General features: G+C 47.0%; 35 protein-coding genes and 2 tRNA genes. 18 read left to right on the top strand and 19 right to left on the bottom strand.

The window, feature by feature from the left end; translation table 11 throughout:
- Positions 1–49: 49 nt before the first annotated feature.
- From ACFQ2T_RS05005 to ACFQ2T_RS05035, 7 genes are all read right to left on the bottom strand, one after another.
- On the bottom strand, positions 50–529 hold the full coding sequence (locus tag ACFQ2T_RS05005; protein ID WP_379031334.1) for a hypothetical protein: 480 nt from the start codon (positions 527–529) through the stop codon (positions 50–52).
- Positions 526–723, bottom strand: coding sequence for a hypothetical protein (locus tag ACFQ2T_RS05010; RefSeq protein WP_379031336.1), 198 nt, complete (start codon positions 721–723; stop codon positions 526–528). The genes ACFQ2T_RS05005 and ACFQ2T_RS05010 overlap by 4 nt, the downstream gene beginning before the upstream one ends.
- On the bottom strand, positions 720–1,406 hold the full coding sequence (locus tag ACFQ2T_RS05015; RefSeq protein WP_379031339.1) for a hypothetical protein: 687 nt from the start codon (positions 1,404–1,406) through the stop codon (positions 720–722). The genes ACFQ2T_RS05010 and ACFQ2T_RS05015 overlap by 4 nt, the downstream gene beginning before the upstream one ends.
- On the bottom strand, positions 1,399–2,217 hold the full coding sequence (locus ACFQ2T_RS05020; protein WP_379031342.1) for a YdaU family protein: 819 nt from the start codon (positions 2,215–2,217) through the stop codon (positions 1,399–1,401). The genes ACFQ2T_RS05015 and ACFQ2T_RS05020 overlap by 8 nt, the downstream gene beginning before the upstream one ends.
- Positions 2,218–2,220: 3 nt before the next feature.
- On the bottom strand, positions 2,221–2,457 hold the full coding sequence (locus tag ACFQ2T_RS05025) for a helix-turn-helix domain-containing protein (RefSeq protein ID WP_379031345.1): 237 nt from the start codon (positions 2,455–2,457) through the stop codon (positions 2,221–2,223).
- A complete protein-coding gene (locus ACFQ2T_RS05030; protein WP_379031347.1) occupies positions 2,454–2,822 on the bottom strand; it encodes a hypothetical protein in 369 nt (122 codons plus the stop codon). Before ACFQ2T_RS05030 ends, ACFQ2T_RS05025 begins: the two co-directional genes overlap by 4 nt.
- 78 nt (positions 2,823–2,900) lie before the next feature.
- On the bottom strand, positions 2,901–3,128 hold the full coding sequence (locus ACFQ2T_RS05035; RefSeq protein WP_379031349.1) for a YdaS family helix-turn-helix protein: 228 nt from the start codon (positions 3,126–3,128) through the stop codon (positions 2,901–2,903).
- Positions 3,129–3,214: 86 nt separating this feature from the next.
- Between ACFQ2T_RS05035 and ACFQ2T_RS05040 the strand changes: the two genes are divergently transcribed.
- The 3 genes from ACFQ2T_RS05040 to ACFQ2T_RS05050 all read left to right on the top strand — a co-directional run bounded on the left by ACFQ2T_RS05040 (position 3,215) and on the right by ACFQ2T_RS05050 (position 5,139).
- Entirely contained in the window at positions 3,215–3,700 is a 486-nt protein-coding gene (locus ACFQ2T_RS05040) for a hypothetical protein (protein ID WP_379031352.1), read from the top strand.
- 15 nt (positions 3,701–3,715) lie between these two features.
- Positions 3,716–4,012: a hypothetical protein gene (locus ACFQ2T_RS05045; RefSeq protein WP_379031355.1), complete on the top strand. Its 297-nt coding sequence runs from the start codon at positions 3,716–3,718 to the stop codon at positions 4,010–4,012.
- Between the two features lie 764 nt (positions 4,013–4,776).
- Entirely contained in the window at positions 4,777–5,139 is a 363-nt protein-coding gene (locus ACFQ2T_RS05050; RefSeq protein ID WP_379031357.1) for a CopG family antitoxin, read from the top strand.
- Between the two features lie 30 nt (positions 5,140–5,169).
- Here ACFQ2T_RS05050 and ACFQ2T_RS05055 read toward each other — a convergent pair whose 3' ends face one another.
- Positions 5,170–5,373, bottom strand: coding sequence for a hypothetical protein (locus tag ACFQ2T_RS05055; protein WP_379031360.1), 204 nt, complete (start codon positions 5,371–5,373; stop codon positions 5,170–5,172).
- A 656-nt stretch (positions 5,374–6,029) separates the two neighbouring features.
- On the opposite strand from ACFQ2T_RS05055, the gene ACFQ2T_RS05060 reads away from it, so the two are divergent.
- From ACFQ2T_RS05060 to ACFQ2T_RS05120, 13 genes are all read left to right on the top strand, one after another.
- Positions 6,030–6,224 carry a hypothetical protein gene (locus tag ACFQ2T_RS05060; RefSeq protein WP_379031363.1) on the top strand — a complete coding sequence of 65 codons (195 nt, stop codon included), beginning with the start codon at positions 6,030–6,032 and terminating at the stop codon, positions 6,222–6,224.
- Positions 6,225–6,226: 2 nt separating this feature from the next.
- Positions 6,227–6,502: a hypothetical protein gene (locus tag ACFQ2T_RS05065; RefSeq protein ID WP_379031366.1), complete on the top strand. Its 276-nt coding sequence runs from the start codon at positions 6,227–6,229 to the stop codon at positions 6,500–6,502.
- Positions 6,499–6,717, top strand: coding sequence for a hypothetical protein (locus ACFQ2T_RS05070; protein WP_379031369.1), 219 nt, complete (start codon positions 6,499–6,501; stop codon positions 6,715–6,717). The genes ACFQ2T_RS05065 and ACFQ2T_RS05070 overlap by 4 nt, the downstream gene beginning before the upstream one ends.
- Positions 6,718–6,753: 36 nt before the next feature.
- Complete coding sequence (locus tag ACFQ2T_RS05075; RefSeq protein WP_379031372.1) at positions 6,754–7,164, top strand: hypothetical protein; 411 nt, start codon at positions 6,754–6,756, stop codon at positions 7,162–7,164.
- A 33-nt stretch (positions 7,165–7,197) separates the two neighbouring features.
- Positions 7,198–8,157 carry a recombinase RecT gene (locus tag ACFQ2T_RS05080; RefSeq protein ID WP_379031375.1) on the top strand — a complete coding sequence of 320 codons (960 nt, stop codon included), beginning with the start codon at positions 7,198–7,200 and terminating at the stop codon, positions 8,155–8,157.
- Entirely contained in the window at positions 8,150–8,773 is a 624-nt protein-coding gene (locus ACFQ2T_RS05085; RefSeq protein ID WP_379031378.1) for a lambda exonuclease family protein, read from the top strand. The genes ACFQ2T_RS05080 and ACFQ2T_RS05085 overlap by 8 nt, the downstream gene beginning before the upstream one ends.
- Positions 8,774–8,826: 53 nt before the next feature.
- Positions 8,827–9,402 (top strand): hypothetical protein, encoded by a 576-nt coding sequence (locus ACFQ2T_RS05090; RefSeq protein WP_379031381.1) that lies wholly within the window; start codon positions 8,827–8,829, stop codon positions 9,400–9,402.
- Positions 9,403–9,824: 422 nt separating this feature from the next.
- A complete protein-coding gene (locus tag ACFQ2T_RS05095) occupies positions 9,825–10,043 on the top strand; it encodes a hypothetical protein (RefSeq protein WP_379031383.1) in 219 nt (72 codons plus the stop codon).
- Positions 10,044–10,070: 27 nt separating this feature from the next.
- A complete protein-coding gene (locus tag ACFQ2T_RS05100; protein ID WP_379031386.1) occupies positions 10,071–10,352 on the top strand; it encodes a hypothetical protein in 282 nt (93 codons plus the stop codon).
- 30 nt (positions 10,353–10,382) lie between these two features.
- A complete protein-coding gene (locus ACFQ2T_RS05105) occupies positions 10,383–11,078 on the top strand; it encodes a hypothetical protein (RefSeq protein WP_379031389.1) in 696 nt (231 codons plus the stop codon).
- Between the two features lie 453 nt (positions 11,079–11,531).
- Positions 11,532–11,981, top strand: a complete 450-nt coding sequence (locus ACFQ2T_RS05110; protein WP_379031392.1) for a hypothetical protein — start codon at positions 11,532–11,534, stop codon at positions 11,979–11,981.
- Positions 11,978–12,205, top strand: a complete 228-nt coding sequence (locus tag ACFQ2T_RS05115; RefSeq protein ID WP_379031395.1) for a DUF4224 domain-containing protein — start codon at positions 11,978–11,980, stop codon at positions 12,203–12,205. The genes ACFQ2T_RS05110 and ACFQ2T_RS05115 overlap by 4 nt, the downstream gene beginning before the upstream one ends.
- Complete coding sequence (locus tag ACFQ2T_RS05120) at positions 12,198–13,250, top strand: tyrosine-type recombinase/integrase (RefSeq protein WP_379031398.1); 1,053 nt, start codon at positions 12,198–12,200, stop codon at positions 13,248–13,250. Before ACFQ2T_RS05115 ends, ACFQ2T_RS05120 begins: the two co-directional genes overlap by 8 nt.
- A gap of 89 nt (positions 13,251–13,339) precedes the next feature.
- Here ACFQ2T_RS05120 and ACFQ2T_RS05125 read toward each other — a convergent pair.
- The 6 genes from ACFQ2T_RS05125 to recA all read right to left on the bottom strand — a co-directional run bounded on the left by ACFQ2T_RS05125 (position 13,340) and on the right by recA (position 19,221).
- Positions 13,340–13,416: transfer RNA gene (locus tag ACFQ2T_RS05125), tRNA-Arg, on the bottom strand.
- A gap of 58 nt (positions 13,417–13,474) precedes the next feature.
- Positions 13,475–13,568, bottom strand: a tRNA-Ser gene (locus tag ACFQ2T_RS05130).
- Positions 13,569–13,832: 264 nt separating this feature from the next.
- Complete coding sequence (locus ACFQ2T_RS05135; protein ID WP_379031401.1) at positions 13,833–15,062, bottom strand: aspartate kinase; 1,230 nt, start codon at positions 15,060–15,062, stop codon at positions 13,833–13,835.
- Between the two features lie 25 nt (positions 15,063–15,087).
- The gene (alaS, locus tag ACFQ2T_RS05140; protein ID WP_379031404.1) at positions 15,088–17,739 is read right to left on the bottom strand and encodes an alanine--tRNA ligase; all 2,652 of its coding nucleotides are present in this window, start codon (positions 17,737–17,739) and stop codon (positions 15,088–15,090) included.
- Entirely contained in the window at positions 17,714–18,187 is a 474-nt protein-coding gene (recX, locus tag ACFQ2T_RS05145; protein WP_379031407.1) for a recombination regulator RecX, read from the bottom strand. The genes alaS and recX overlap by 26 nt, the downstream gene beginning before the upstream one ends.
- Positions 18,188–18,192: 5 nt before the next feature.
- Complete coding sequence (gene recA, locus ACFQ2T_RS05150) at positions 18,193–19,221, bottom strand: recombinase RecA (protein WP_379031410.1); 1,029 nt, start codon at positions 19,219–19,221, stop codon at positions 18,193–18,195.
- Positions 19,222–19,422: 201 nt separating this feature from the next.
- Here recA and ACFQ2T_RS05155 point away from each other — a divergent pair, with 201 nt between their 5' ends.
- Positions 19,423–19,776 carry a hypothetical protein gene (locus tag ACFQ2T_RS05155; protein ID WP_379031413.1) on the top strand — a complete coding sequence of 118 codons (354 nt, stop codon included), beginning with the start codon at positions 19,423–19,425 and terminating at the stop codon, positions 19,774–19,776.
- A 14-nt stretch (positions 19,777–19,790) separates the two neighbouring features.
- Here ACFQ2T_RS05155 and ACFQ2T_RS05160 read toward each other — a convergent pair whose 3' ends face one another.
- From ACFQ2T_RS05160 to mog, 5 genes are read right to left on the bottom strand one after another with little or no spacing between them, the layout of a single operon-like run.
- The gene (locus ACFQ2T_RS05160; protein ID WP_379031416.1) at positions 19,791–20,300 is read right to left on the bottom strand and encodes a CinA family protein; all 510 of its coding nucleotides are present in this window, start codon (positions 20,298–20,300) and stop codon (positions 19,791–19,793) included.
- Between the two features lie 5 nt (positions 20,301–20,305).
- A complete protein-coding gene (locus tag ACFQ2T_RS05165; protein WP_379031418.1) occupies positions 20,306–20,794 on the bottom strand; it encodes a phosphatidylglycerophosphatase A family protein in 489 nt (162 codons plus the stop codon).
- On the bottom strand, positions 20,787–21,749 hold the full coding sequence (gene thiL / locus ACFQ2T_RS05170) for a thiamine-phosphate kinase (protein ID WP_379031421.1): 963 nt from the start codon (positions 21,747–21,749) through the stop codon (positions 20,787–20,789). Before thiL ends, ACFQ2T_RS05165 begins: the two co-directional genes overlap by 8 nt.
- Complete coding sequence (locus ACFQ2T_RS05175) at positions 21,742–22,098, bottom strand: VanZ family protein (protein WP_379031424.1); 357 nt, start codon at positions 22,096–22,098, stop codon at positions 21,742–21,744. The genes thiL and ACFQ2T_RS05175 overlap by 8 nt, the downstream gene beginning before the upstream one ends.
- Positions 22,099–22,105: 7 nt before the next feature.
- The gene (gene mog / locus ACFQ2T_RS05180; protein WP_379031426.1) at positions 22,106–22,723 is read right to left on the bottom strand and encodes a molybdopterin adenylyltransferase; all 618 of its coding nucleotides are present in this window, start codon (positions 22,721–22,723) and stop codon (positions 22,106–22,108) included.
- Between the two features lie 167 nt (positions 22,724–22,890).
- Here mog and ACFQ2T_RS05185 point away from each other — a divergent pair, with 167 nt between their 5' ends.
- Positions 22,891–23,691 carry a PDZ domain-containing protein gene (locus ACFQ2T_RS05185; RefSeq protein ID WP_379031428.1) on the top strand — a complete coding sequence of 267 codons (801 nt, stop codon included), beginning with the start codon at positions 22,891–22,893 and terminating at the stop codon, positions 23,689–23,691.
- Positions 23,692–23,742 lie beyond the last annotated feature (51 nt).

Below are 23,742 nucleotides of genomic sequence, written 5' to 3' on the forward strand. Positions count from 1 at the left end.
AAGTCGTATTTGGCGCTGTAGTGCGGCTCAGTGTTGGTGCAGCCGCAGGTCATGCGGCTTGCGCTAACTCTTTACGAAGCCCATTAAAAACATCCCGGAAAATCGCATACTGCTCTTGTGATGGAATGCTTGATAAAAACTTGTGCGCAATTCCACCGTTTTTCATCAGTACAATTCGGGCCTTATCCACGCCATTTACAAAGAAATATGTTGGATGCTTGCGCCATTGAGTAATGGTTCCTGCATCAATAAGCGCCTTAATCTGCTCAGGAATTTCTGTAAGCTCAATAAGGGCAGTTTTTGATTCTTCTTTTTCAATAGCGGCTTTCGTTTTTTCAATGGAGTCATTCAGAGTCCTTAACGCGTCGTTTTGCCGATCCCACTTGCTTAACGTTGCCTGGCCATTGCGCTTATCGTTTAATGGCTGTCCTTTCGCTTGCTTTACGCAATCCATATGCGCCTGCAGCTTTGCATCAAACTGAGCCTGTTTATTAACCAATGAAGCTTTGAGAATGTCTAGCCGATTCATTTCGCCACCCCACACCCATCAATCACCGGCGCAAAGTAAACGGTAATTGCAATGCCGATTAAGCAGGCAGCCAGAATAAGAAAGCACTTATCGCCATCGGTTAAGCGGCCTTTGAATGCAAGCAAGGCGGCGCGCAAAGGAATGTCATTGCGCATGAAGTAAATGAAATTGCGGGTTTTCTGCAGGATGTTCATGCGGCTTTCCTCAACATATTTTTAATCTTGGCAATGTGCTGGCGATTCTTTTCCTTCTGCTCATCGGTCAGCACTTCGTCGGATTTGGTCAGCAGTTTCATGCCACCCAGCAGACCAGCAACGAATCCGCCATCTTTTGGCGCTGGCAGAAGCGATTGGGCATAATCCAGACTGATACGGTTTTTATTCACCGCGTCATCAAGCGCGGCTTTCCTGCCATCAGGGTTATGGCCAAGACTTGGAAACCATTTCGGCTTAATGCCATTGGCTTTGTTTTGCTCAACTATGCGGTTGTAAGCGTCTTTGAATGCCATACGCGCAGCAATGGTGTCTCCTTCATCCAGCAAAGGCTGTGCGACCTGGGCGGCATAAGAGATTTCATCATTCAGCACAGCGCTATCGGCTTCACTGCGCGGATAGATCGCCCAAGCTTCATCAGCGCCCGGGCGGCCATCTGGTGAGATACGGTCTATCATGGCAATCACATCTGCTGGCTTTGGTGCGAAACGTCCGTTTGCCTTGTCTTTCACATGGCGGTTTAATGCCTCGCGGACAATCGCCAAGCTGTATGCAGACAATGCGTTCCACCAGATAATCAACGTTTCCTTGGTGATCTCTTTGTCGTAAATGCCAAGCGTGGCTTTCATAAACTCACCAAATTCTTTTTTGTCCTGTTCAATCATTCACTACCTCGCCTTCAATCACATTGCTACCGCCACCAACAAATTCATCAACCGCCCGCTCGTTGTTCGCCTTCACCTGTTGCGTTTTGGTCTGCATACCTGGCTTTGCGCTTCGAACCCAGTTACGCCATGCGGCCAGCCAATCAGATTTCTTGCCATTGCGCTGATTTGCATTAGCCAGCCAGTGATCTTTGAACTTCTCAGCCTCTAGCCGGATTTGGCTTTCAGAAAGGCTTGAGTTCTCAAGTGCCCAGGTTCCCCATGCTTTCGGCAAAACCCAGTCATCAGGAAGGCGCGTGCCATTTTTCTGTGACGATTTGCTTTGCGAATCGGCTAACAATGGTTCAATACCCTTATCTGGTTCAATCGAAGAGCCATTGGGTCTTGGGTCTTGGGTATTAGTTGTTGGGTATTGGGTATTAGGTATTGGGTTATAGTTAGTTGTCGTTGTGTTCAACACCTGTTCAACACCTGTTGATTTCTTGTTAGCCCTTTGTTCAGCACTTGCCTTACCAGCTTTACTTTTGCTCAACATAAATGATTGATATTTAAGGATTTCTTCATTGCAACGTTTATTGAAATAACCTTCATCGGTTAATAAAAAAAACTCAGTAAGAACATCGCGCAATGCTGCTTTTTCATCATCTGTATGCGCCAATAGCAATCTTGAGAGGCGATCAAAATCCTTTGTAAGAGGTTTTTCAGTGTCGTAATACAGCTCAATTGCATCAGAAAACAACGAGCGTTCAACACGTGTTAAATGTCGTGTTGCGTTGTTGAAGTCTGGAATGTTCTTCTGATAGAAGTGCATGACTTATGCAGCCGCCTTAAACTCAATCAGCGAATACTCAATAACCCGGCATGACTCGCCAAAGCGGTTGCTGATTTTCTTAGGCACTTTATTCAGCAAATAACCGGCATCACGAATTTCACCTATGCGGCTGGCTAATTCGAAAATGCCTAAATCAACAAGCGCACTCAGCCGATCAATCGACTTGCCACTTTCAAGATGAGCAAGCAGTCTTCCTGCCTGGGTGTTTGGTTTAATCATGCGGCGTTCTCCAATGATTGAAGTTCAGCGAGAAGTTCTGCTTTGCGTTTGTCGATATCGTTTAATGGCTGAATCTCATAGCCAAGTTTGTGAGCCATGTATTGCAAAATAAGCACTGAACCAGATTCATTCATCAGGTTAATCAGAACATCCAAATCCAGGCCGCCACGGCCATTTGCAGCACGGCTTAATACCTCACGCGGCTTTTTTATCTTCTCCGCCAATGTCTCTTTTGAGTAACCAGATAGCACGCATGTCGTAGAGACAGCCATTGCACCATTAGCCAATTGTTTGACGATTTTCTTATCAGTCATAACTAGCGCTTCTGCTTGTGCAACCTGCACTGGATATAGATCCCTACTCATTTTGTGACACTCCGTGACAATGCGTGACAATTGAAATTAGCCGAAAAAATAGACAGCGGTTAAGCTGTCTACCGTGATTTATGAATTTCTCAATACAGACCAATCAACATCGGACCGAAGTGATTCGCATCTGACTTTGCCGGAGGTTTCTCTCTCAATATTTATGCAGAGGGATTCGCCAGCTGGCTTATACCCATATGCGATATTTAAAAGATGTTTAAAAGTCGTATTGCACCGTGAAGCAAAGTCTTCTTTTTCTGGCTTGCTTCCTAGTGACTTTAGAAATTGATTTAGGTCATGTTTCATGAATAAAAATATACACCGTTCAGTGTATGTTTGCAAGCACTATTTGGTGCATATAAGCAAAACTCTAAAAATGGTTAAATGCATTCATGGATGACTTAGCAGAAAAACGACGTCAAATATTGGCCGGGCTTGTTACGGATGATGTTTCTTTAGCCGACGTGGCCAGGATGTTTGGCAAGCCGGATAGGCAAATTAAAGACATGATTTCTAATCGAAAATCATTTGGCGCAAAGGTCGCTAGATCAATGGAGGAATTTGCAATAAAGAATGGATACACCAATGTGTACCCATATTTTTTTGATGGATTAAGCAAACAAGGCGAAAATAAAGAGGCAATAAAACGAGAGCCTCACAGATCAGAACTGGTTAAACCAGGGATGATGGTTGCTGGCGTGAAAATCAACTCCATGGAGGAGAATTTGATTAAGCATTATTCAAGACTATCTGGTACCAGTCAGAATATCATCGACATGATGGTAAACAAGCTTTATAGCTTAGAGCATCCCAAAGACTTGGCGGCCAATCCTAACAATCATTCAAATGGCACGAAACTCCCTGCTAAAAAAATTTAGGCACCCCAATTTAATATGAGATATACCTTATTAGTTTTGATATTTGCGATGCAAGGTTGTGCGACAACCACAACAAAGATTCCAGAAGGAATGCGTGTCGCTCCTGAATCAGCTGTGTCCAGCTGCGAATTCAAAGGCGATATTCACGGAACCTCGATGTTTTATGGTGTTTTAGTTGAATCGGCTTTGGCAAAGGCACGGCAGCAAGCATTCACCCAGGCAAAAGAATTGGGCGCCAATACAGTGGTTTGGCAGCCATTTCAAACGCAATCCGGATCAACAACAGTCCACGGCAATGCGTACAAGTGCTAAAGACAATATAGCGAACAACATCATTCGGCAGAATGTAAGGTAAGCATGCGCAAGCTGAAGAAGTGGCACCGGCTGGGGATCGTGCTAACTTTTATATGGATAATTTATGCTTTTACTAATTGCGCAATCGAAGGCTCAACAACGGAGAAGCTTGTTATACAAACAATTTGTTTACCTATTCTTGCTTGGTTGATTACATTTGTATCAATCGGAATCTATCGCTGGATCATGCGCGGCGAATAGTCTGTGCAATTGATTGCACAAAGTAATTAATTCATTAAAGCAGAAACAGTGTTTGTCCTACATAATTTCCGGACAAAAGCCTATTTGTAAATTCAAGAAATTGTCATAATCTTCCGTTATTGTATATACATGCAAATATTGCTCTAGAGCATATACTTATTGACCTATAGTATGTTTGTATATACAGTAGCGAGATGCATAACTTGGTTATTTCTCCTGAAATCTTAAAAAAGCTTACTGATAAGCACAACGTTTGTCGCCGTGAAATCGAACAATGCTTTGAAAATAGGTATGGACATTACCTAGAAGATACAAGAGAAGAACATAAAACTGATCCCGCTACAAAATGGTTCGTATCTCCAACGAACCGCAATCGAATGTTAAAGATTGCTTTTGTATTCAATCACGGGAATGTATATATTAAAAGTGCTTACGATGCCAAGCCAGCCTATATTGAACTGTATGAGAGCCACTGTTTCAAATAGTAGTAAGCGGTTAAACAACTTAGAATGGAGAGTAATATGAGTGCAACTGACAAGATTCTGGGAACAGAAGAAGCTTGGGATACGGATGCGCTGGGCAATGAGGATGACTATGTACGTGTTGCTAGTGCAGAAATCACAGAACAGATTGATGAAGCGCTGTGCTTACAATCAATCTCGATAAGGCTCGAAAAGAGTCTAATTGAAGAATTCAAGGTTTTAGCTGAATTCCATGATGTTGGGTATCAGCCATTAATGCGTGATGCCTTAAAGAGATTTGCCAAAGCAGAAATGAAGAATATTGTTTCTGGTTTTGTTGAATCTCAAAGAAATTTGAAACCTCAAAAGAAGCTCCCTAAACCTGAGCAAACTTATGTGGAAAAACAACGAAAGACTGCATAACTAAAACCCGCTCCGGCGGGTTTTTTATTGTCAAGGTGGAAGGTAACCTTTTGCCGTCCACTGCTCTCCTTGTTCCAAATCTTTAACACTGACAACAACGGCTGTATTTGCAATTAGCCTACCATTCATCCGCTTTGCGCCATCTTCTGTCGCATATCTTTTAGATATGATGACATCATCGTGAACGCCATCATAAATTGCTACTTTATAGACCGTTACTGTCGTTGGTCTCATATCCGATCTAACTACTGATAGTAATCCCACAATAACCCCTAAATAAGATGTGATGGCTTTTGTATTCTAGCACCCTATCCAACCGCCTGCTCTGGCTGTTTTTTCATTTGTGGAATGCTGACTTCATCTAGGCTAGAATAACCCTTCCCACTAACGGGAAGAAAGGGTTGGTCTATGTTAGGCCAATTTTTGAATCCCCCTTCCGGCATCATGTAGTGACTGACATGATTGCTTAACCAAATGGGAGATCCACCGAGACAAACGCAAAAATGCATCCCAGAGGGTTGCATATCAAATAAAGAGTCACCTTTAAATGGTCCCTTTGCAGGGATAATGCGGATAGCGTTGGTTAAGCCAGGCAACTAAAGGCCCGGTCTCCACCGGCAAGCCTTTTTGTTACCTGAATGTTGGGCGCTATCTGTCTCACCTACCACACCGCCAATCGGCGGTTTTTTTTCGCCTATCAAAAGTCAGCATGTTCATTATACACCAAACATACACCATTTAGTGCTTGACACTATACACCGTTCGGTGCATACTTCATCCATCGCACCAAACATCACAAACCGGAATGTCAGCGATTGGAAAGCATAGGCCAGGGCCTTGTTAGTACGCCAGCAAATGTGATGTGAGGTGCCTTAATAAAGGATGCTGAAATGTTTAACCAACCACAAGACATACAAACACTAGCCTACGGTAGAGACGGTAACGTTGTGTTAGTTGACTGGCCTACAGCGCAGAAACTTCACGCTGAGAATCGCCGCTTTGTGCATAAGCCTGAGAGTTTGAAGACTTTCGTTCATCCACACCATGCGAATGATGATGGTGATCTGGGTCCGGAAGCAGCCTGATCATGCGTACCGTTGAAGAATGCTTGGATGATCTGCAAGACGATGCATTTCCATACTCCGAAACATTGTTGGAATTTATGGATGAAGAAACTGCAGAGGGAATGCTTAAGGCTCTATGTCAGGCCGCTCAAACTGGAAATACAGCCTCCCTGCCTTCTTTGGCTCTATCACTCGGCAATGCAATCAACGAAGCAATGCATAAACGTGCAGCAGGTGAAAGCTTAAGGACTCGCACACCTTTCGTAACCAACTTTGATGAATTGAGGGATGTGGCATGACTAGCGAAACAAACATTGAAAACCAACTCGGCTACCTGCCAACCAATAAGCGCGATTTCCTGTGGTTCGCTGAAGGTGTATGTGCTGGCGCAAGCATCGTGTTGGTTATTTTGGCAGCGGCATTTTATTTCGGAGGATTAGGCAATGAAACAGTTAATTGCAGCAATCATAGTTTTAACCAGCGTGTTTGTAGTGATCGACTACAACAGCCCTAAGCCTCAAGTGTTGGCGCTTTCTTTGGAATATTAATCATGGCCACTTTCAGCGATGAAAAGAAGAAGTTAATTATTGGCTGCATCGGCGCAAATATCAACCTTGGCAATAAGCAGATCACAAGGCTATTAGCGGCTCAAGGAATTGAGGTTGGTTATACCACCGTACGCGATTATCGGCACAGACATTTCCCGAAGTCAGCGCGCGCAGATTTTGTCGCATCAGCATTTATCAAGATGCGCGTGAAAGATGGCAAACGGGTTACGCCATCGGAGCTTGTTGAAAAGCTTGGAATAAACATGAATTACGCATATCAGCTGGCGCGTAAGTGCAACACGCAAATTGCTGAAAAGAAATTAGGCCTAGATAAGCCATTGTCAGCGCCTGTTTTGCATAAAACAGGAATTATCACCAGAACTGGAAATTTGACAGTTCACAGAATGTTTTAACTAAGCCGGCATAGTCTCGGCGGAAAGGTTTTTATGTCAACGAATTTAGCAACAATCAAGAATGAGATTTACGCGCTGAAAGATACGTTTCAGACACGCCTTACCAACCAGTCATTAAATTTTGAAGTTGAGGCCGGATTTGCGGTGCAGCAGTTAGAGGGCAATGACTACCTGCTTGGTATTGCAATGAGTAATCAGCAAAGCGTTATCAATGCAGTGACTAACGTGGCAGCCATCGGAGTAAGTCTTAATCCAGCGCGCAAGCAGGCATATCTGGTACCACGCGATAACAAAGTGTGCCTGGATATTAGCTATATCGGCTTGGTGGATCTGGCGACTCAATCAGGTTCCATTGTTTGGGCTAAGTCTGAACTGGTTTACGAACAAGACCGCTTTCAGATGGGCGAGCCCGGCAGCATGCCTGATCATAAATTCAATCCGTTTGCAAAAGACCGTGGCGAGGTTATTGGTGCCTATGTAGTAGTTAAGACTCCAACAGGGGAATTTCTATGCGATGCAATGAGTATTAAAGATATTCATGACATCCGTGACCGGTCAAGTGCTTGGAAAGCATGGATTAGCAAGAAGAAGTCTTGCCCATGGGTAACAGACGAAGGTGAAATGAGTAAAAAGACCGTCATCAAGCGCGCTTCCAAGATGTGGCCTAAAAACGAACGCTTGAACATGGCTATCCAGCACTTGAATGTTGAACTGGATGAAGGTATCGAGTTTGCGCATCAATCACGCTCTGGCGGTGCAGAAGTGGCAAACAAGGCCATGGAAGAACGCAAGCAGATGGCCAGAACTAAATTAATCGAGCGCCTTGAGGATATCGCAACCAAAGAAGGCGAACAATCCTTAAACGACAAAATAGCTTTACTCAATAAGAGCCAGCAGGACTTGATAGCCCCGGATATCGACCGCCTGCTGGAAATGGCGCGCAAGTCTGATCAAGATGTCATTGAAGCTGAAAAGTTGGCCGCCAATGGATGACTTACAACGGACTGAGCAATGGTTCAAAGACCGCCTTGGTAAATTTACTGGCAGCCGTTTCGTTGATGTCATGGCGAGAAACAAACGCACCGGCGAGCCTCTCAAGGCATATCACGACCTGATCATGGATATCGTGGTTGAACGCATTACCGGTGAGCCAATAGATGGCCCGCAGGGATTCGCACTTCAATGGGGGACCGATGTCGAGCCCGCCGCCAGGGAAGCATACGAACTTGAAACCGGAATGTCTGTCGTTGAAACTGGCTTTCTCGTTCATCCAAAGTTTGATTTTGTCGGCTGCTCACCAGATGGCCTGATTGATGACGATGGCGGCCTTGAAATGAAATGCCCTAAGGCTTCCCGCGTCCACTTAGAAAGATTCACTGATGGACTTCCAGAAGAATACAAGCCCCAGGTGCAAGGCTGCATGTGGGTGACTGGCCGCCAATGGTGGGATTTTGTCAGCTTTGACCCCCGCATGCCTGCATCACATCAATTGTTGATTATCAGCATTGAACGCGATGACGACTATATCAAGCAGTTGGAATCAGCAGTAATTGAAGCTGAAGCATTAGTGCAGGTACGTCTGGCCAACATACTGAAAAAGGCCGCCTAACCCCCTACTGGCTAACCACTATGCCAGTTAACAGATAACTTTAGGAGAATGAAATGAATATAGATGTAGCAGCACTAGGCTTTACACAAGAAGAATTGCAAGAGCGTGTTATTGATCGTATATGCCAAACACTTCTCAGCAGTATGGCATACGACGACGAGAACGATTCTGAATGGCCGATTGAAAGTAAATTTCAGAATGCGATTAAAAAGCATGTTGAGGCAAAGGTTCAAGAAACAATTAATAAACTTGCTGAAAAACATGTATTGCCAAATGTTGCTAATTACATTGAAACCATGACATTAACTAAGACTAATCAATGGGGCGAGAAGGTGGGCACAGGTAAAACCTTTATTGAATATCTCACAGATCAAGCTCAAGAGTACATGAATGAAATGGTTGATTACCAAGGTAAAACCAAGTCTCAATCAGGTAGCTATTCATTCAATGGCACCCAAACAAGGCTTACTCACCTAGTTAACAATCATCTTCACTACAGCATCGAAACAGCTATGAAAGAGGCTTTATCAATTGCCAATAGTTCTATTGCAACAGGAATACAGGAAACAGTTAAGGTTAAATTATCCGATATTTCTAAAGCACTAAAAGTGAGTGTGACAACCAAATAACCCCACAAGCTGGCCTAAGTGCCAGCCACCACACGAAGGGAACCTGGGAGATGCAAGGGTGACTACTTGCTCCGTGTCACAGGGTACTAGGTTCCCGCCGTGTGGTATCACTGAATAACGCAATGCCAAACTAATGGAGAGAGTAAATGAAAACAGCATTTCTTTGGACTTGTGGTGTAGTTCTTGTCGTTTGCAGCATTGGGAGTGATTCAACTACTAATAGGCAATTTCTAACGATACTTGCGCACATTTATTTAGTCGGTGCGATTGTGAGTAGCAAATGATCTCTGACCTAGACCTATCCCTCCTAATAGACCAGCTAGTGATTGATTACAAAGCTGCTGGTAAGTCTAGGGAGTGGATAGAGAGGTGTCTGTATTATGAGGTTGAACGTGCTTGTGATGAAAATTTCGGAGATGAAAATGAATAGAAACGAAGTGGCATTGACGATACTTTGTGCAATTTTAAGCAATAGCGAAAGATGGCGTGAAATATCAAAGCTTGCAGGTGAAAAGTCATTGACCCGCACAGGGCTTAATAACGACGAGCTTACTGCGAAGAATATAAACAAGGCTTTCAAAATTGCAGACCAGTTTATAGCTGCATGTGCAGATAAAAATGGCGAGCACAGCCCACTTTGATGATTTGGTATTTTGGAAGGAAGAGGAATGATGTTTGATGAAGATAACCCAGTGACAATGGCTAACTGTGAATTGTATAAACAGGCTCACGAACTAATACAAGCTATTGAACCACTTGGCGGTTCGCCTGAGTTAACGGCTGTTTGCACATTGGCTGCGAAGTTAATGCAAGGGATTGAGCAGCAGGAATATAAATTCAGGCATATATGCAAAGAGTTTCAATCTATAAATGCGCCTACATTTATGGGTGAGCCTGTTATTAAATGTGATTACTCGCCATTCCCAAGAAGAAGTAATGCTGTGAAATGATCTACGACAAACGAACTGAGGGGAAATAATATGACTAGAGAAGCGTTTGAGAAGTGGGCTAAAGATAAATACTTTGCGATGAATTTTTCTGTGCTTGATAACGGAGAATACGACGACGATAACATTGAATCAATGTGGATTGGCTACCAGCAAGCGGTAGAACATTGCAAGCAAGGAGAGCCGGTCGCTCATTATGCCGGGAATCTAAATGGAACGATTGAATTTAAAGTAGCCATTTGCAACGCCGATTTAGATTTGCCAATTGATACTCCCCTATTCGCTCACGCAATGCCAAAGAGTGAGGCTGAACAAAGGATGTTGCATGATTATCCTAAGTTGCTGGACTTTTTCACCAAGTATGCGATGGGTAGAAAAATTAAATCATCGTGCTTTAAATGTGGGAGTAATAGAAACAATCCAGCTATCACTCACTTGGAGTTACCAGACATTTATATTTGCGATGTTTGCGAAGTGAATAAAACTTATGTTGGCGCTAATGAGGAATTAAAGAAAACCACCCTACAGCCTACCACTGATATTAGTGAGTGGAAAACCAAGTGTGAGAAATTAGAGGCTATGGTCGATAAGTTGCTAGACCATTGCCCAGACGGTGAATGCTTAACATGTGGCTCTATTGTATGCCCTGATGAAGAACCTTTGCACTTTCATCATGATGGCTGTCCTGCATGTGCGCAACGCCAAGCACACCGTGAAAGCCTAACATGATCAGTTACTGGTTGGCATTCTTTATTGCAGTTCAATCTTTGTCCCTTGGATATATTATTGGAACGCATAAATCATCAAGGGATAGGCAGAAATTGCGCCTATGGCCTTACATAATTAACACATTACGTGCAGCAGAAAAGCGACTGCCTGACAAAGATAAAGAGACAATAAAATCAATAATTGATGTAGCTCAGAGCATAGATGAGGATAAATCATGACCCTCACCCAACTAGCATCACAGCATAACCTTGACCCTGTGGCTGAACGTTCTTTCGTACAGACAAAGCTCCTTTCTGAGGAGAATTATGCGCCTTATTGCGGGCGGGTAAGTTGCTTTGGTCGCTGCCCATATAAAAATGGTCAGTTCCAATGTGTCCGCTGCGGATGGAGAACGAGCCACACCGATGAATTTATTGCAGAGTATCAAACAACGTGGGGGATAAGGACAAACAAATGAGCGAACATAAGAAAGAGTTCGAAGATGAAATGCATTATCTTCTTGACGCTGCATGTGATTATGGATCAACTGGATTATCCACAGACTTTGATTTGGGAGAGGCAATAGACAGGGCGTATTCTGCTGCAACAAAACTTCAAGATGACACCATCACCTCCCTCGAAAAACAGCTAGCAGAATGTAGGGCGGTTATAGCGGCGAAGGATGAGGCGTTGCAGAATATTGCTGATGACTGCGCAGATGATGCCCCGCCATTTAGAAGCATTGGCGCCAGCGGCCCAGTTAAAGAAGTTGCTCGCACAGCCCTAGCGCTCAAGCCTGGTGATGTTGAGCTGGTAGAGGTTGCTGATAATGATTGCGGCAGTATTAAATGGACCAACGAAAAATGGCCACATATATGCAAGCTTTACGCATTGAAGCAAAAGGAAGGTGAAATCACATCATGACAATCTGCCTATCACCGAAAGAGCTAAAAGAATTGACCGGGCACGTCCGCAGCGATGCCCAGGTTAAAGAGTTGTGCCACATGGGTATTGAACACAAAATCCGGCGCGATGGTACAGTGGCCGTCAGCCGTGACCATTACGAAGCTGTGATGTCAGGCGTGCCAGCTAATAAACGCAAAGCGCAGAACGATGACAAGGTGAACTGGGAAGCTGCACGTGCCTAAACCACGCAGGAAAGAAAATAAAGGCCTGCCGGAGAGATGGACTGCTCACCATGGCGCCTATTATTACTACGTGCCCAAAGGCATGGAATCTGCCTGGGAAGGCAAGAAGAAATATAAACTTGGCAACTCATTGCCAGAAGCGTACGCAAAATATGCTGAGATGGTCGATGTTAAAGACAAAATAACCACTGTCGGGGAGCTTCTAGATCGCTATGTGTTGGAAGTAGTGCCGACTAAGGCCAAAGCCACGCAAAACGGTAACCATGCGTTCATTAAGCGGTTACGCGCCACATTCTCAGAAACTCCATTGCTTCCATTTCACCCGCAGCGCGTTTATCAATATGTCCAAGCCCGCAAAGCTAAGGTTTCTGCACATCGCGAAGTCGAGATCCTATCCCACGCCTACACAAAAGCCGTGGAATGGGGTTTGATTGCTGCGCACCCATTTAAAGGCGAAGTACGGCTTGAAGGTGAGGCATCCCGCAGCCGTTACGTTGAGGATTGGGAAGTGATTGAGTTCTTTAGTCTTGATTCCAAGCGCAAGAAAGGCAGCGTATTGATGATTCAGGCCTATGTGAAATTAAAGCTGCTCACCGGCATGAGCCAGGGCGATTTATTGCGCCTGCAGATACCTATACACAAGCAGGATGATGGCATTCACATCATGCGGCATAAAACTGCAAAGAAAGCTGGCATTCGCACCATATATGCATGGACACCGGCACTTAAATCAGCATGGGAACAGGCAGTATCCGCACGTCCCTGCCTATCATCCTTCCTGTTTTGCAACGCGAAAGGCAAAGGCTATGTGAATGAGGAAAAAGGCACCCAGGCAGGATTTAAAAGTATGTGGCAAAGGTACATGGCCAGATTGTTAAAGGAAACTGATTTGAAAGAGCCATTTACCGAGCATGACTTGCGTGCAAAAGTTGGCAGTGATGCAAAATCGCTTGAACATGCAATGATGCTTTTATCGCATGCAGACCCACGCACAACGCAGAAAACATATCGCAGAAAAGCCGTTTTAGTGAACCCATTACAGTGAATCTATCACCCAAATGGCTTTTTATCACCCAAACAAGAAAAAAGCCGATTAAGTCATAAGACCTAACCGGCTGTTTCTATTACTAAATTTGGCGCGCCCGGAGCGATTCGAACGCCCGACCCTTTGGTTCGTAGCCAAATACTCTATCCAACTGAGCTACGGGCGCCAAGGTGTTACAACGCTGTTGCAACAAGGACAGCATTATAACACAAGTTTAATTTTTTTGGCGGTGAGCGAGGGATTCGAACCCTCGATACAGGTTTAAGCCCATATGCTTCCTTAGCAGGGAAGTGCCTTCGACCACTCGGCCAGCTCACCGTTTTAAACGAGTACTACATTACTGCTCAACACAGTATTGCTACTGCATCGAAGGGCGCCATAGTACTCGAAAACCCTTCGTAAATCAACGCAAAATTAAGGAAACACGGAATATGTGTTGAGCGGGATGAAGAGCAAGGCGCGCAACACGCAAAAACCGAGATAGTACGTGGTTTACAGCGAGGTTTTGAGTACCGGGCAACGCAGCAATTCGCTCGCGCAGACACTTAGTCCGGATTTCCTTTAAGGATGTTTCTGGTCAGATCAAGCATCGTCCAGTGCAAATGCTTTGTGCAATACACGCACTGCCAGTTCCATATATTTCTCTTCAATCACCACGGCAATCTTGATTTCACTGGTTGAAATCATCTGGATATTAATGCCCTCTTCCGCAAGGGTGCGGAACATCTGGCTGGCGATGCCCACATGTGAACGCATACCAACACCCACAACAGAGACCTTGGCAATTTTGTCGTCGCCACTGATTTCACGTGCCTGGATATGACCCTGCACTTTGTCGCGCAAAATACTCAGCGCTTTATTCATTTCGTTTTTGTGTACGGTAAACGTAAAGTCGGTAGTGCCATCCGCGCCAACGTTCTGGATAATCATGTCCACATCAATATTGGCATCAGCCACGGGACCTAAAATCTGGTAAGCAATACCAGGTTTGTCAGGCACGCCTGCCACAGTCACTTTTGCCTCATCGCGGTTAAATGCAATGCCGGAGATGATTGGATCTTCCATGTTTTCCTCATTTTCTTCAAACGTAATCAATGTGCCATCGCCCTCTTCCTCAAAGCTGGAAAGCACACGCAGTTTCACTTTATATTTGCCGGCAAATTCCACTGAACGAATCTGCAATACTTTGGAACCTTGAGATGCCAGCTCCAGCATTTCTTCAAAGGTAATCTTTTCCAGGCGGCGCGCTTCTGGCACCACACGTGGGTCGGTGGTGTATACGCCATCGACATCGGTATAAATCTGACATTCGTCCGCACCCAGGGCCGCAGCCAAGGCGACGCCGGTGGTATCAGAACCACCGCGACCAAGGGTCGTGATATTGCCATTAGCATCTACACCCTGGAAACCGGCGACGACACAGACATAGCCATCATCAAGGTCTTTTTTCAGGTTATGTTGATCAATATCCAGAATACGGGCTTTGGTATGCGCATCATCAGTCAGGATTCTCACCTGTGAACCGGTATAGCTTTTAGCTTTAATGCCCAGTTCCGACAATGCCAGCGCCGTCATGCCTATCGTCACCTGCTCGCCGGTAGACAGCATCACATCCAGTTCGCGCGGATCAGGATCCGGCATGATTTCTTTTGCCAGTGCAATCAAGCGGTTGGTTTCACCGGACATGGCCGACACCACCACTACGACCTGGTGACCCATGGCTTTGTAGCGCGCGACGCGCCTGGCCACATTGCGGATACGCTCAGGATTTGCGACTGAAGTACCGCCATACTTTTGTACTATTAATGCCATTATTAAGCTCTAATTATCAAATAAATTAATGTAATTTTTGTTTTACCCACTCAGGCACACTGCTTAATGCCTGTGGCAACTTACTGGCGTCTGTACCACCCGCCATTGCCATATCCGGCTTACCGCCACCCTTACCACCTACCTGGCCGGCAACATGATTCACCAGCTCACCAGCCTTAAGCTTGCCAATTAAATCCGCAGTCACACCTGCAGCCAAACTGACTTTGCCGTCAGAAACACTTGCCAGCACAATCACGGCCGATTTGAGCTTATCTTTCAGTTTATCCATGGTTTCACGCAGAGCGTTGGCATCAGCACCTTCCAGAGTCGCTGCCAATAAGTTAACACCATCGACATTCTGCACCTGGTTCACCAGGTCATCACCTTGCGCGCTGGCCAATTTCGATTTCAGGCGCGCCAGTTCTTTTTCCAGGGACCTGACGTTATCCAGCACTTGGGAAATTTTGGCCGGTAATTCGTGTGCAGGTGCTTTGAGTTCACCAGCCACTTTATTAATCAGCACTTGCTGTGCTTGTACCAGTTTGAGTGCACCTTCACCGGTGGTCGCCTCAATACGGCGTACGCCTGCAGCGACACCGCTTTCAGATGTGATTTTGAACAAACCTATATCACCGGTGCGGCTCACATGCGTACCGCCGCATAACTCTCTTGAAGTCCCGATATCCAGCACGCGCACTTCATCGCCATACTTTTCACCAAACAGCATCATGGCACCGGTTTGCTGGGCGGCTTCAATATCCATCAATTTCGCCAGCGTGTCGGTATTGGTCAAAATCTCGGCATTGACCAACGCTTCTACTTTTGCGATTTGTGCATCGGTCACCGGCGCATTGTGCACAAAGTCAAAACGGGTTTTTTCAGTATCGACCAGGCTGCCTTTTTGCTGCACATGTTCACCAAGCACTTCCCGCAAGGCTTTATGCATCAAGTGGGTAGCTGAGTGGTTACGCATGGTGGCGTGCCGCGCTTGCAGGTTTACCTTGGCGGTCAAAGCGTCGCCAACAGACAAAGTACCGGTTTTCAACACGCCGTGGTGGCCGAATACCGCTGCCTGGATTTTCTGGGTATCTTCCACTTCAAAAATACCATTGGCAGACTTCAGCTCACCGCTATCACCAATCTGGCCACCGGATTCAGCATAGAAAGGCGTGTCATCCAGCACAACTACGCCGACGTCACCTTCATTCAATGATTTAACCGGAATGCCGTCTTTATACAAAGCTAATACTTTGGCCGGTGTTTCCAGTTTTTCGTAGCCATGAAAACTGGTGACCTGGCCTGCATATTCAAGGTTAAGCGCCATTTTGAATTTACCGGCAGCGCGCGCCTGCTCTTTCTGGCGTGCCATGGCCGCATCAAAACCAGCGGTATCGACTGTCACGCCGCGTTCACGGCAAATATCCGCAGTTAAATCCAGCGGGAAACCGAAAGTGTCATGCAGTTTAAATGCCAGGTCACCATTGAATACCGCTGGCTTGGTCGCCAATTCTGTTTCCAGAATCTGCATGCCGTTTTCAATGGTTTCGAAGAAACGGTCTTCTTCCTGCTTCAGAACTTGCACAATACGCGCCTGGTTGCTCACCAACTCAGGATAAGCCTCACCCATTTCCAGTACCAAATCGGCAACCAGTTTATGGAAAAATGCAGCACGACAGCCAAGCTTGTAGCCGTGACGGATCGCACGGCGGATGATACGGCGCAGCACATAGCCGCGGCCTTCGTTCCCGGCAATGACGCCATCAGCGATCAGGAAAGAACAGGCACGGATATGGTCAGCCAGTACTTTCAGGCTGGGGCTATCCAGGTCAGAAGTATTGGTTTCACGTGCTGCGGCTTTAATCAGCGCCTGGAACAAATCAATTTCGTAGTTGGCGTGTACGCCTTGTAGAACGGCAGAAATACGCTCCAATCCCATACCTGTATCGACAGAAGGTTTAGGCAACGGATGCATCACACCCGCTTCATCGCGGTTGAACTGCATGAACACGTTGTTCCAGATTTCGATAAAGCGGTCGCCATCCTCATCCGGGCTGCCTGGAGGGCCGCCTGGGATATGGTCACCATGATCATAGAAAATCTCGGTACAGGGACCGCAAGGGCCGGTATCGCCCATCATCCAGAAGTTATCTGAGGCATACCGTGCACCTTTGTTGTCGCCTATGCGGACAATCTTGTCGGCCGGGACACCGATTTCCTTGTTCCAGATATCGTAGGCTTCGTCATCCTCAGCATAAACAGTCACCATCAGGCGCTCTTTAGGCAAGGCATATACTTGAGTCAGCAGCTCCCAGGCGAATGTAATCGCATCGCGCTTGAAATAATCGCCAAAACTGAAGTTACCCAGCATCTCAAAAAACGTATGGTGACGCGCGGTATAGCCTACATTTTCCAGATCATTATGCTTGCCGCCTGCGCGTACACATTTTTGCGAAGAAGCGGCGCGGGTGTAAGCGCGTTTATCAAAGCCGAGGAACACATCCTTGAACTGGTTCATACCCGCATTGGTGAACAGCAAGGTGGGGTCACCATGTGGCACCAGCGAGCTGGAAGCCACCACCTGATGGCCTTTAGAAGCAAAAAAATCCAGGAATGCCTGGCGGATCTGTTTGCTGGAAGGTTTACTTCCGTAACTAACTGTAGTCTTCTGGACTGTCATCTTCTGCGTGTCTATTCAAAATTTTCTTGATTACATCAAACGTAAACCCCCGACTCTGTAAAAAACGGGCCTGTTTAGCCCATTCTTCACGCGTGGTCGGGGACGCTTTAAACTTTTTGCGCCAGACTTCGCTGGCGCGCTCCACTTCATTGACCTGTAATGTCGCTACTGCTTCGGCCACCAGATGATCATCAATGCCTTTTTCCCTCAGTTCATTGGCTACCCTGGCAGCACCGAACTTGGCCTGGCGGGCATGTACCATCTGTTCGGCGTAACGGGCATCGCTTAGCCAGCCTCGCGTTCTGAAATCAGCAATCAGTGCCGGGATATCATCTGTTTCGCTGGCATAAGCTTTCAGTTTCTGGGCCAGCTCAGCTGCGGCGTATTCTCGTTTGCTTAAATACTCTAGGGCGCGCTGGCGCAGTGACTTTTCAGGCTGCTGACGCAAATGATTTAATCATCCTCAGTTCTGGCTGCGGTCATACCATCCGCCAGGATATTGGAGTTAGCCCGGATCTGCGCTTCAATTTCAGCAGCAATGGCCGGGTTTTCGCGCAGGAATTCCTTGGCGTTTTCTTTACCCTGGCCGATTTTCTCGCCCTTGTAGCTGTACCACGCACCTGATTTCTCAACCAATTTGGCATTGGAGCCTAACTCAATCACTTCGCCCAAACGCGAGATGCCTTCGCCGTACATGATGTCGAATTCAGCCTGTTTGAATGGGGGCGCTACTTTGTTTTTGATCACCTTGACGCGTGTCTCTGAACCAGTGACCTCATCACCCTTTTTGATCGCGCCGGTACGGCGTATATCCAGACGTACAGAAGCGTAAAACTTCAATGCATTACCACCAGTAGTGGTTTCCGGATTACCGAACATGACACCGATTTTCATACGGATCTGGTTGATAAAGATCACCAGCGTGTTGGTACGCTTGATGTTACCCGTCAGTTTACGCAAGGCCTGCGACATCAAACGTGCTTGCAGGCCCATATGGCTGTCGCCCATCTCACCTTCAATTTCAGCACGGGGTGTCAACGCAGCAACCGAGTCGACCACCACAATATCCACGGAACCGGAACGCACCAGCATATCTGCAATTTCCAGTGCCTGCTCACCAGTGTCCGGCTGGGAAATCAATAGGTCTGGCACATTCACGCCCAGCTTGGCTGCGTATTGCGGGTCCAGCGCATGCTCGGCATCAATAAATGCGGCCACACCACCCAGTTTCTGCATTTGAGCGATCACTGACAAGGTTAATGTGGTTTTACCTGAAGACTCAGGACCATAGATTTCAACAATCCGCCCACGTGGCAAACCACCTACACCAAGCGCGATATCCAGGCCTAATGAGCCGGTGGATACCACCTGTAAATCTTCACCGATATCAGCATCGCCCATACGCATGATAGAGCCTTTGCCAAACTGCTTTTCAATCTGGGAAAGTGCGGCGGCGAGTGCTTTGCTTTTGTTGTCATCCATGGTGTTGCCTTCTATATGTAGGGGAAAATGCGCTTTTCATTTAAACGCTATATAATCAGATAAATAACTGCTAATTATTTCATAAATCGACCATCAGTGATATGGCATTCGAACGATTAGTGCTATGAAATGTCAACCGTAGTAAGGCATACACGTTTAATAGCAATAAAGCATTAATCGTTGTCCGTGAGAGGAGCCTTTATGAAGATCGTTAAATACATTTTAGGATTTGCGTTAAGCGGCATGGCGGCATTGTCCGCGCAGGCAGACAGTAACTGGTCAGCTAACGTTGTGATAGGCAACCCGTATGCACCGCCGCCCGTATACTATGCGCCACCACCCGTTTATTACGCACCACCACCAGTGGTGATATACCGTCATCCGCAGAGTACCTACTACACCGCTCCAGGCTACGCTTATGCGCCACCAGCGCCTGGGTTTATCCAGTTTGGTTATGGTAACGGCTATCGCGGTTATGATCGCGGCCCCCGAGGCCCGCGCGGTGGCGGCTGGGGCAGAGGTGGTCATGATCACGGCCACCACCATCATCATTAATTGAAATCGACAGCTCAATCCCCAGCTGTTTCAATCAAATTTAGCAAGCCTGTCAGCACATAGCTGGCGGCTTGTTGACGGATATAAGCCCTATTGCCATCAAAATGACGCGTTTCGACAATCAGTTTCGTTGATTTCTCAGGTAATCCACGTATAGCCCAACCGAAACATACTGTCCCTACCGGCTTTTGTAATGACCCACCGGTTGGCCCCGCAATGCCGGTCACAGAAGAACTTATCTGTGCGCGACTATGTTGTAATGCGCCAATCGCCATTGCCTTCGCGACTTGCTCACTGACCGCACCATGCACCTGAATCAACTCGGTTGGCACACCTAACATGTCTACCTTAGCTTCGTTGCTGTAGGTCACAAAACCACGGTCAAACCAGGCAGAACTGCCCGCAACGGCGGTGACTGCCTCTGCAACCATACCCCCAGTACAAGATTCAGCCAATGCCAACTGCCAGCCTTTGGCCTGTAAAGCATAGCCTAAATCTGCGCTGAGTTCTTCAAGGGCTTGCATCACAGTCACCTTTGCATAAGTTGCAACACCAGGATTGCCATCGCTGCCGCCAATCCATCATCAAGCATGACACCGAAGCCACCGCCGATATGCTTATCTGCCCAACTGATAGGGAATGGTTTCCAGATATCGAACAGGCGGAATAATACAAATGCGGCCACCCACCAGATCCAGGTCATGGGCACGGTCACCAATATCGCTGCCATGGCAACAATTTCATCCCAGACGATGGCGCCATGATCGCTGACCCCAAGCGCGCGACCGGTGAATGCACAACACCAGATACCCAACACGAATAGCAGTATTAATGCCAGCCACTGCTGCACCAGAGGCAAGTAAATGATTGCCCAGAAAAGTGGAAAGCCCAGCAAAGTACCGGCAGTACCGGGAGCTTTTGGGAACAAGCCTGTACCTAGTCCCAGGCTAAGGAAATGCAAGGGATGCGAGAAAAGCAGCGTCACATCAGGGTCAATACGTGAATGATGATTAGTCAAAATGCAGATAGCCTTTCTGCGACAATTCAATGGCAGTTTCGCCATTGAGCACTCTCAGTCCAGGAGCTTCGGTGATCGTGCCGATCCGGCTTAAAGGAAGCTCAAGTGTGTTTGCCAAAGCCAGCACTTCATCGCGCCGCCGGGGCGAAGCTGTGAAACAGAGTTCATAATCATCTCCTCCCGCCAGCACCGCTTGCTGTATGTCTGTCAGAGGCAATGAGGAATGAAGCAGCTCCGGTTTAGGCAGCGCTGCCCAATCGAGCTGAGCACCTTTGCCGGAGGCCTTGAGTATATGGCTTAAATCTGCCAGCAGGCCATCGGAAATATCGAGCGCCGCATGCACAATTTCCTGTAAGGCCAGACCCAGTGCCGCCCGCGGTTGCGGTTGATGCATGGCAACAGCGAAATTAGTTACATCAACCAAATCCAAGTCCAGCTTACCCAAACGGTGCTGCAGCCATAAAGCCGCTTTCCCCAATGTGCCGCTCACCCAGATATCATCACCAGCTTGTGCGCCGTCACGCCTGATGGCTTTACCCACCGGCACTTCGCCAAAAATATTAATGGCGATATTCAATGGTCCGCGTGTGGTATCGCCACCAATCAGGGACACACCAAAGGTATCGGCGCAAGCGAATAAGCCCTGGCTGAACGCGCTCAGCCATTCACCATTGATCTCAGGCAACGCAATCGATAATGTGGCCCATTTAGGCTTTGCCCCCATCGCAGCCATATCGCTGACATTGACTGCCATGGCCTTCCAGCCGATTGCGTAAGGATCAGCCTCGGAAAAAAAATGCGTGCCGGAGACGGACATATCGGCGGAGATGGCCAGTTGATGTCCGGGAGAAACACTGATCAATGCTGCATCATCGCCCACTCCCAGATCTGCCGGGTTCAAACCTGGTAGCCCGGGACGCGTGAAATATTGCGCGATGAGATCAAATTCAGCCATGCCGTTTTTTCCACCAATGCTGTAACAGAATGACCACCATCCAAGCCAATACGATGCCGACCAGGTCGGCGCACCAGTCATAAATACTTGGTTGTCGTGTAGTCGTCATCACCCCTTGCAACACTTCCATCAAGGCCCCAAAAACTGTTAAGCCAATAGCGATAGCCAGCCTGTGCGCAGGGAAAGCCATCATGCCCCAGAATGTCACGCCACCAAAAGCAATGATGTGCTGTATTTTATCTTTATAGACTGAGCCATCATTACTCGGCGGCATTTCCATCAATAACAAATAGGTAAGCAGGGTGAAACATGCGATAAAAATCAGCGTGGCAATGCTTTTGTAATTCATGGTTCGTTTATTCTTTAACGGTGGAAGCCGGACGTTGGGCAGATTTTGGCCTGAATGATTTGACGATAGTTTCCGCGGTTTCCAGGTAAGGCATTGGTTGACCATCGGTTGCCAGTAAATCCAGGCAATAAGGCACGGCGGCAAAAATGCCGGGCACCAGCACATTGCCGTCAGCATCTTTCAATCCTTCCAGGGTTTCCTGTATAGATTTAGGCTGGCCTGGCAGATTGATAATCAGGCATTGTTTGCGTATCACCGCCACCTGACGCGACAAAATGGCAGTCGGCACAAAGCGCAGGCTGATCTGCCGCATCTGTTCGCCAAAGCCCGGCATCTCGCGATCGGCAATCGCCAGCGTGGCTTCAGGCGTGACATCCCTGAGTGAAGGGCCGGTGCCGCCGGTGGTGAGGATCAGATGGCAATGCTCGTGATCGACTAATTGCGCAAGCGTCTCCGAAATAGTCGCCTGCTCATCGGCAATCAGGCGTGTGACAGTTTCAAAGGGAGATAGCAGGGTTTTTTCGAGCCAGGAAGACAATGCGGGTATGCCCTTGTCTTCATAAACGCCCTGTGATGCGCGATCACTGATGGATACCAGCCCGATGCGCGTGAATTGTACTTGCATAACTTTTGGTCTGTTAAGTTTGAGGTTGATATAGCATGGGACTGGATTGAATGCTCAGGATTGAATTGCTCGGAATCCAGTTGGTCTGTGTTAATGTACCAGCACATCATAACATTAGCCGACACATGCGTCAGACTAAAAAGTGTCATTGATTATGGAGAAGTCAGATGAAAGTTTTATGCAACACAGCGCATTTCAGCTTTAAAACCAGCGTGTCAGCCAATTGGTTTCCCAGCCTGCTCCTGCCGGTAATAATGGCATTATTCATGACTTCACCAGCTGCGTTTGCTGATGACAATCTGTATGCCAAAAATTACCAGGCGCAGAATCAGGGTAATTTGCATTCACTGCAAGCCAGGCCGGAACCCGAGTTACTGAGCGGTAACCGCCGTGATGATGACAATATCACCATGCTGGAAAGTGGCCATGATCTCATGGGTTTCAGTAACTTTGAATCGGGAGAAGTTGCGCCGGAGCAAGCGCTTGAGCATGGCCGTGCTATTCAGGCGGATAAGATTCTGGTCTACGTTAAAAAAGCGGGCAATACTTCGCCTTCCTCAAAAATGGAAGTGATCAAGGAAGCCATTAAAAAAGGACAATCACTGACTGAAAAAGATATGGCTGCCCAGCCTGGGAAATATCGCTATTACGCGAGTTTCTGGGCCAAGCTGCCGCCACCTGTATTAGGCGTACATGTGATCAAACTGGTGTCTCGCCCATCTTCACAGGGTGGTGACGAACCTGAGGCTGCAACGCCAAGTGAAGGCGTTCGTGTCATTGCCGTGATTCATGGCTCAGCGGCTGAAAAAGGTGGATTGTTGCGCGGAGACCAGTTGCTAAGCATCAACCAAGAAAAGGTAAATGATGCAGCAACCTTATCCGGCCTGGTCAAACGGTTCAAAGGAAATACCGTTACCTTAAATATCGAACGGAAAACTGAACCCATTTCATTACAAGTGACTCTCTAACAGCAGGCTTTACCAGCCTATTGTCATCTTTATCCAAAAACAGAAAGTGCT

Source organism: Methylophilus flavus, assembly GCF_042678905.1.
Lineage (GTDB): Bacteria > Pseudomonadota > Gammaproteobacteria > Burkholderiales > Methylophilaceae > Methylophilus > Methylophilus flavus.

Coding starts and splice junctions, on each gene's coding strand:
- ACFQ2T_RS05040 (WP_379031352.1), top strand. CDS start 3,215: ATGGATGACTTAGCAGAAAAACGACGTCAAATATTGGCCGGGCTTGTT.
- ACFQ2T_RS05160 (WP_379031416.1), bottom strand. CDS start 20,300: ATGCAAGCCCTTGAAGAACTCAGCGCAGATTTAGGCTATGCTTTACAG.
- ACFQ2T_RS05110 (WP_379031392.1), top strand. CDS start 11,532: ATGAGCGAACATAAGAAAGAGTTCGAAGATGAAATGCATTATCTTCTT.
- ACFQ2T_RS05155 (WP_379031413.1), top strand. CDS start 19,423: ATGAAGATCGTTAAATACATTTTAGGATTTGCGTTAAGCGGCATGGCG.
- ACFQ2T_RS05045 (WP_379031355.1), top strand. CDS start 3,716: ATGAGATATACCTTATTAGTTTTGATATTTGCGATGCAAGGTTGTGCG.
- ACFQ2T_RS05115 (WP_379031395.1), top strand. CDS start 11,978: ATGACAATCTGCCTATCACCGAAAGAGCTAAAAGAATTGACCGGGCAC.
- ACFQ2T_RS05020 (WP_379031342.1), bottom strand. CDS start 2,217: ATGCACTTCTATCAGAAGAACATTCCAGACTTCAACAACGCAACACGA.
- ACFQ2T_RS05075 (WP_379031372.1), top strand. CDS start 6,754: ATGGCCACTTTCAGCGATGAAAAGAAGAAGTTAATTATTGGCTGCATC.
- alaS (WP_379031404.1), bottom strand. CDS start 17,739: ATGACAGTCCAGAAGACTACAGTTAGTTACGGAAGTAAACCTTCCAGC.
- ACFQ2T_RS05095 (WP_379031383.1), top strand. CDS start 9,825: ATGAATAGAAACGAAGTGGCATTGACGATACTTTGTGCAATTTTAAGC.
- ACFQ2T_RS05015 (WP_379031339.1), bottom strand. CDS start 1,406: ATGATTGAACAGGACAAAAAAGAATTTGGTGAGTTTATGAAAGCCACG.
- ACFQ2T_RS05030 (WP_379031347.1), bottom strand. CDS start 2,822: ATGAGTAGGGATCTATATCCAGTGCAGGTTGCACAAGCAGAAGCGCTA.
- ACFQ2T_RS05025 (WP_379031345.1), bottom strand. CDS start 2,457: ATGATTAAACCAAACACCCAGGCAGGAAGACTGCTTGCTCATCTTGAA.
- ACFQ2T_RS05070 (WP_379031369.1), top strand. CDS start 6,499: ATGACTAGCGAAACAAACATTGAAAACCAACTCGGCTACCTGCCAACC.
- ACFQ2T_RS05175 (WP_379031424.1), bottom strand. CDS start 22,098: ATGAATTACAAAAGCATTGCCACGCTGATTTTTATCGCATGTTTCACC.
- ACFQ2T_RS05085 (WP_379031378.1), top strand. CDS start 8,150: ATGGATGACTTACAACGGACTGAGCAATGGTTCAAAGACCGCCTTGGT.
- thiL (WP_379031421.1), bottom strand. CDS start 21,749: ATGGCTGAATTTGATCTCATCGCGCAATATTTCACGCGTCCCGGGCTA.
- ACFQ2T_RS05010 (WP_379031336.1), bottom strand. CDS start 723: ATGAACATCCTGCAGAAAACCCGCAATTTCATTTACTTCATGCGCAAT.
- ACFQ2T_RS05065 (WP_379031366.1), top strand. CDS start 6,227: ATGCGTACCGTTGAAGAATGCTTGGATGATCTGCAAGACGATGCATTT.
- ACFQ2T_RS05100 (WP_379031386.1), top strand. CDS start 10,071: ATGATGTTTGATGAAGATAACCCAGTGACAATGGCTAACTGTGAATTG.
- ACFQ2T_RS05005 (WP_379031334.1), bottom strand. CDS start 529: ATGAATCGGCTAGACATTCTCAAAGCTTCATTGGTTAATAAACAGGCT.
- ACFQ2T_RS05060 (WP_379031363.1), top strand. CDS start 6,030: ATGTTTAACCAACCACAAGACATACAAACACTAGCCTACGGTAGAGAC.
- ACFQ2T_RS05035 (WP_379031349.1), bottom strand. CDS start 3,128: ATGAAACATGACCTAAATCAATTTCTAAAGTCACTAGGAAGCAAGCCA.
- ACFQ2T_RS05080 (WP_379031375.1), top strand. CDS start 7,198: ATGTCAACGAATTTAGCAACAATCAAGAATGAGATTTACGCGCTGAAA.
- ACFQ2T_RS05050 (WP_379031357.1), top strand. CDS start 4,777: ATGAGTGCAACTGACAAGATTCTGGGAACAGAAGAAGCTTGGGATACG.
- ACFQ2T_RS05185 (WP_379031428.1), top strand. CDS start 22,891: ATGAAAGTTTTATGCAACACAGCGCATTTCAGCTTTAAAACCAGCGTG.
- ACFQ2T_RS05105 (WP_379031389.1), top strand. CDS start 10,383: ATGACTAGAGAAGCGTTTGAGAAGTGGGCTAAAGATAAATACTTTGCG.
- ACFQ2T_RS05090 (WP_379031381.1), top strand. CDS start 8,827: ATGAATATAGATGTAGCAGCACTAGGCTTTACACAAGAAGAATTGCAA.
- mog (WP_379031426.1), bottom strand. CDS start 22,723: ATGCAAGTACAATTCACGCGCATCGGGCTGGTATCCATCAGTGATCGC.
- ACFQ2T_RS05135 (WP_379031401.1), bottom strand. CDS start 15,062: ATGGCATTAATAGTACAAAAGTATGGCGGTACTTCAGTCGCAAATCCT.
- recA (WP_379031410.1), bottom strand. CDS start 19,221: ATGGATGACAACAAAAGCAAAGCACTCGCCGCCGCACTTTCCCAGATT.
- ACFQ2T_RS05055 (WP_379031360.1), bottom strand. CDS start 5,373: ATGAGACCAACGACAGTAACGGTCTATAAAGTAGCAATTTATGATGGC.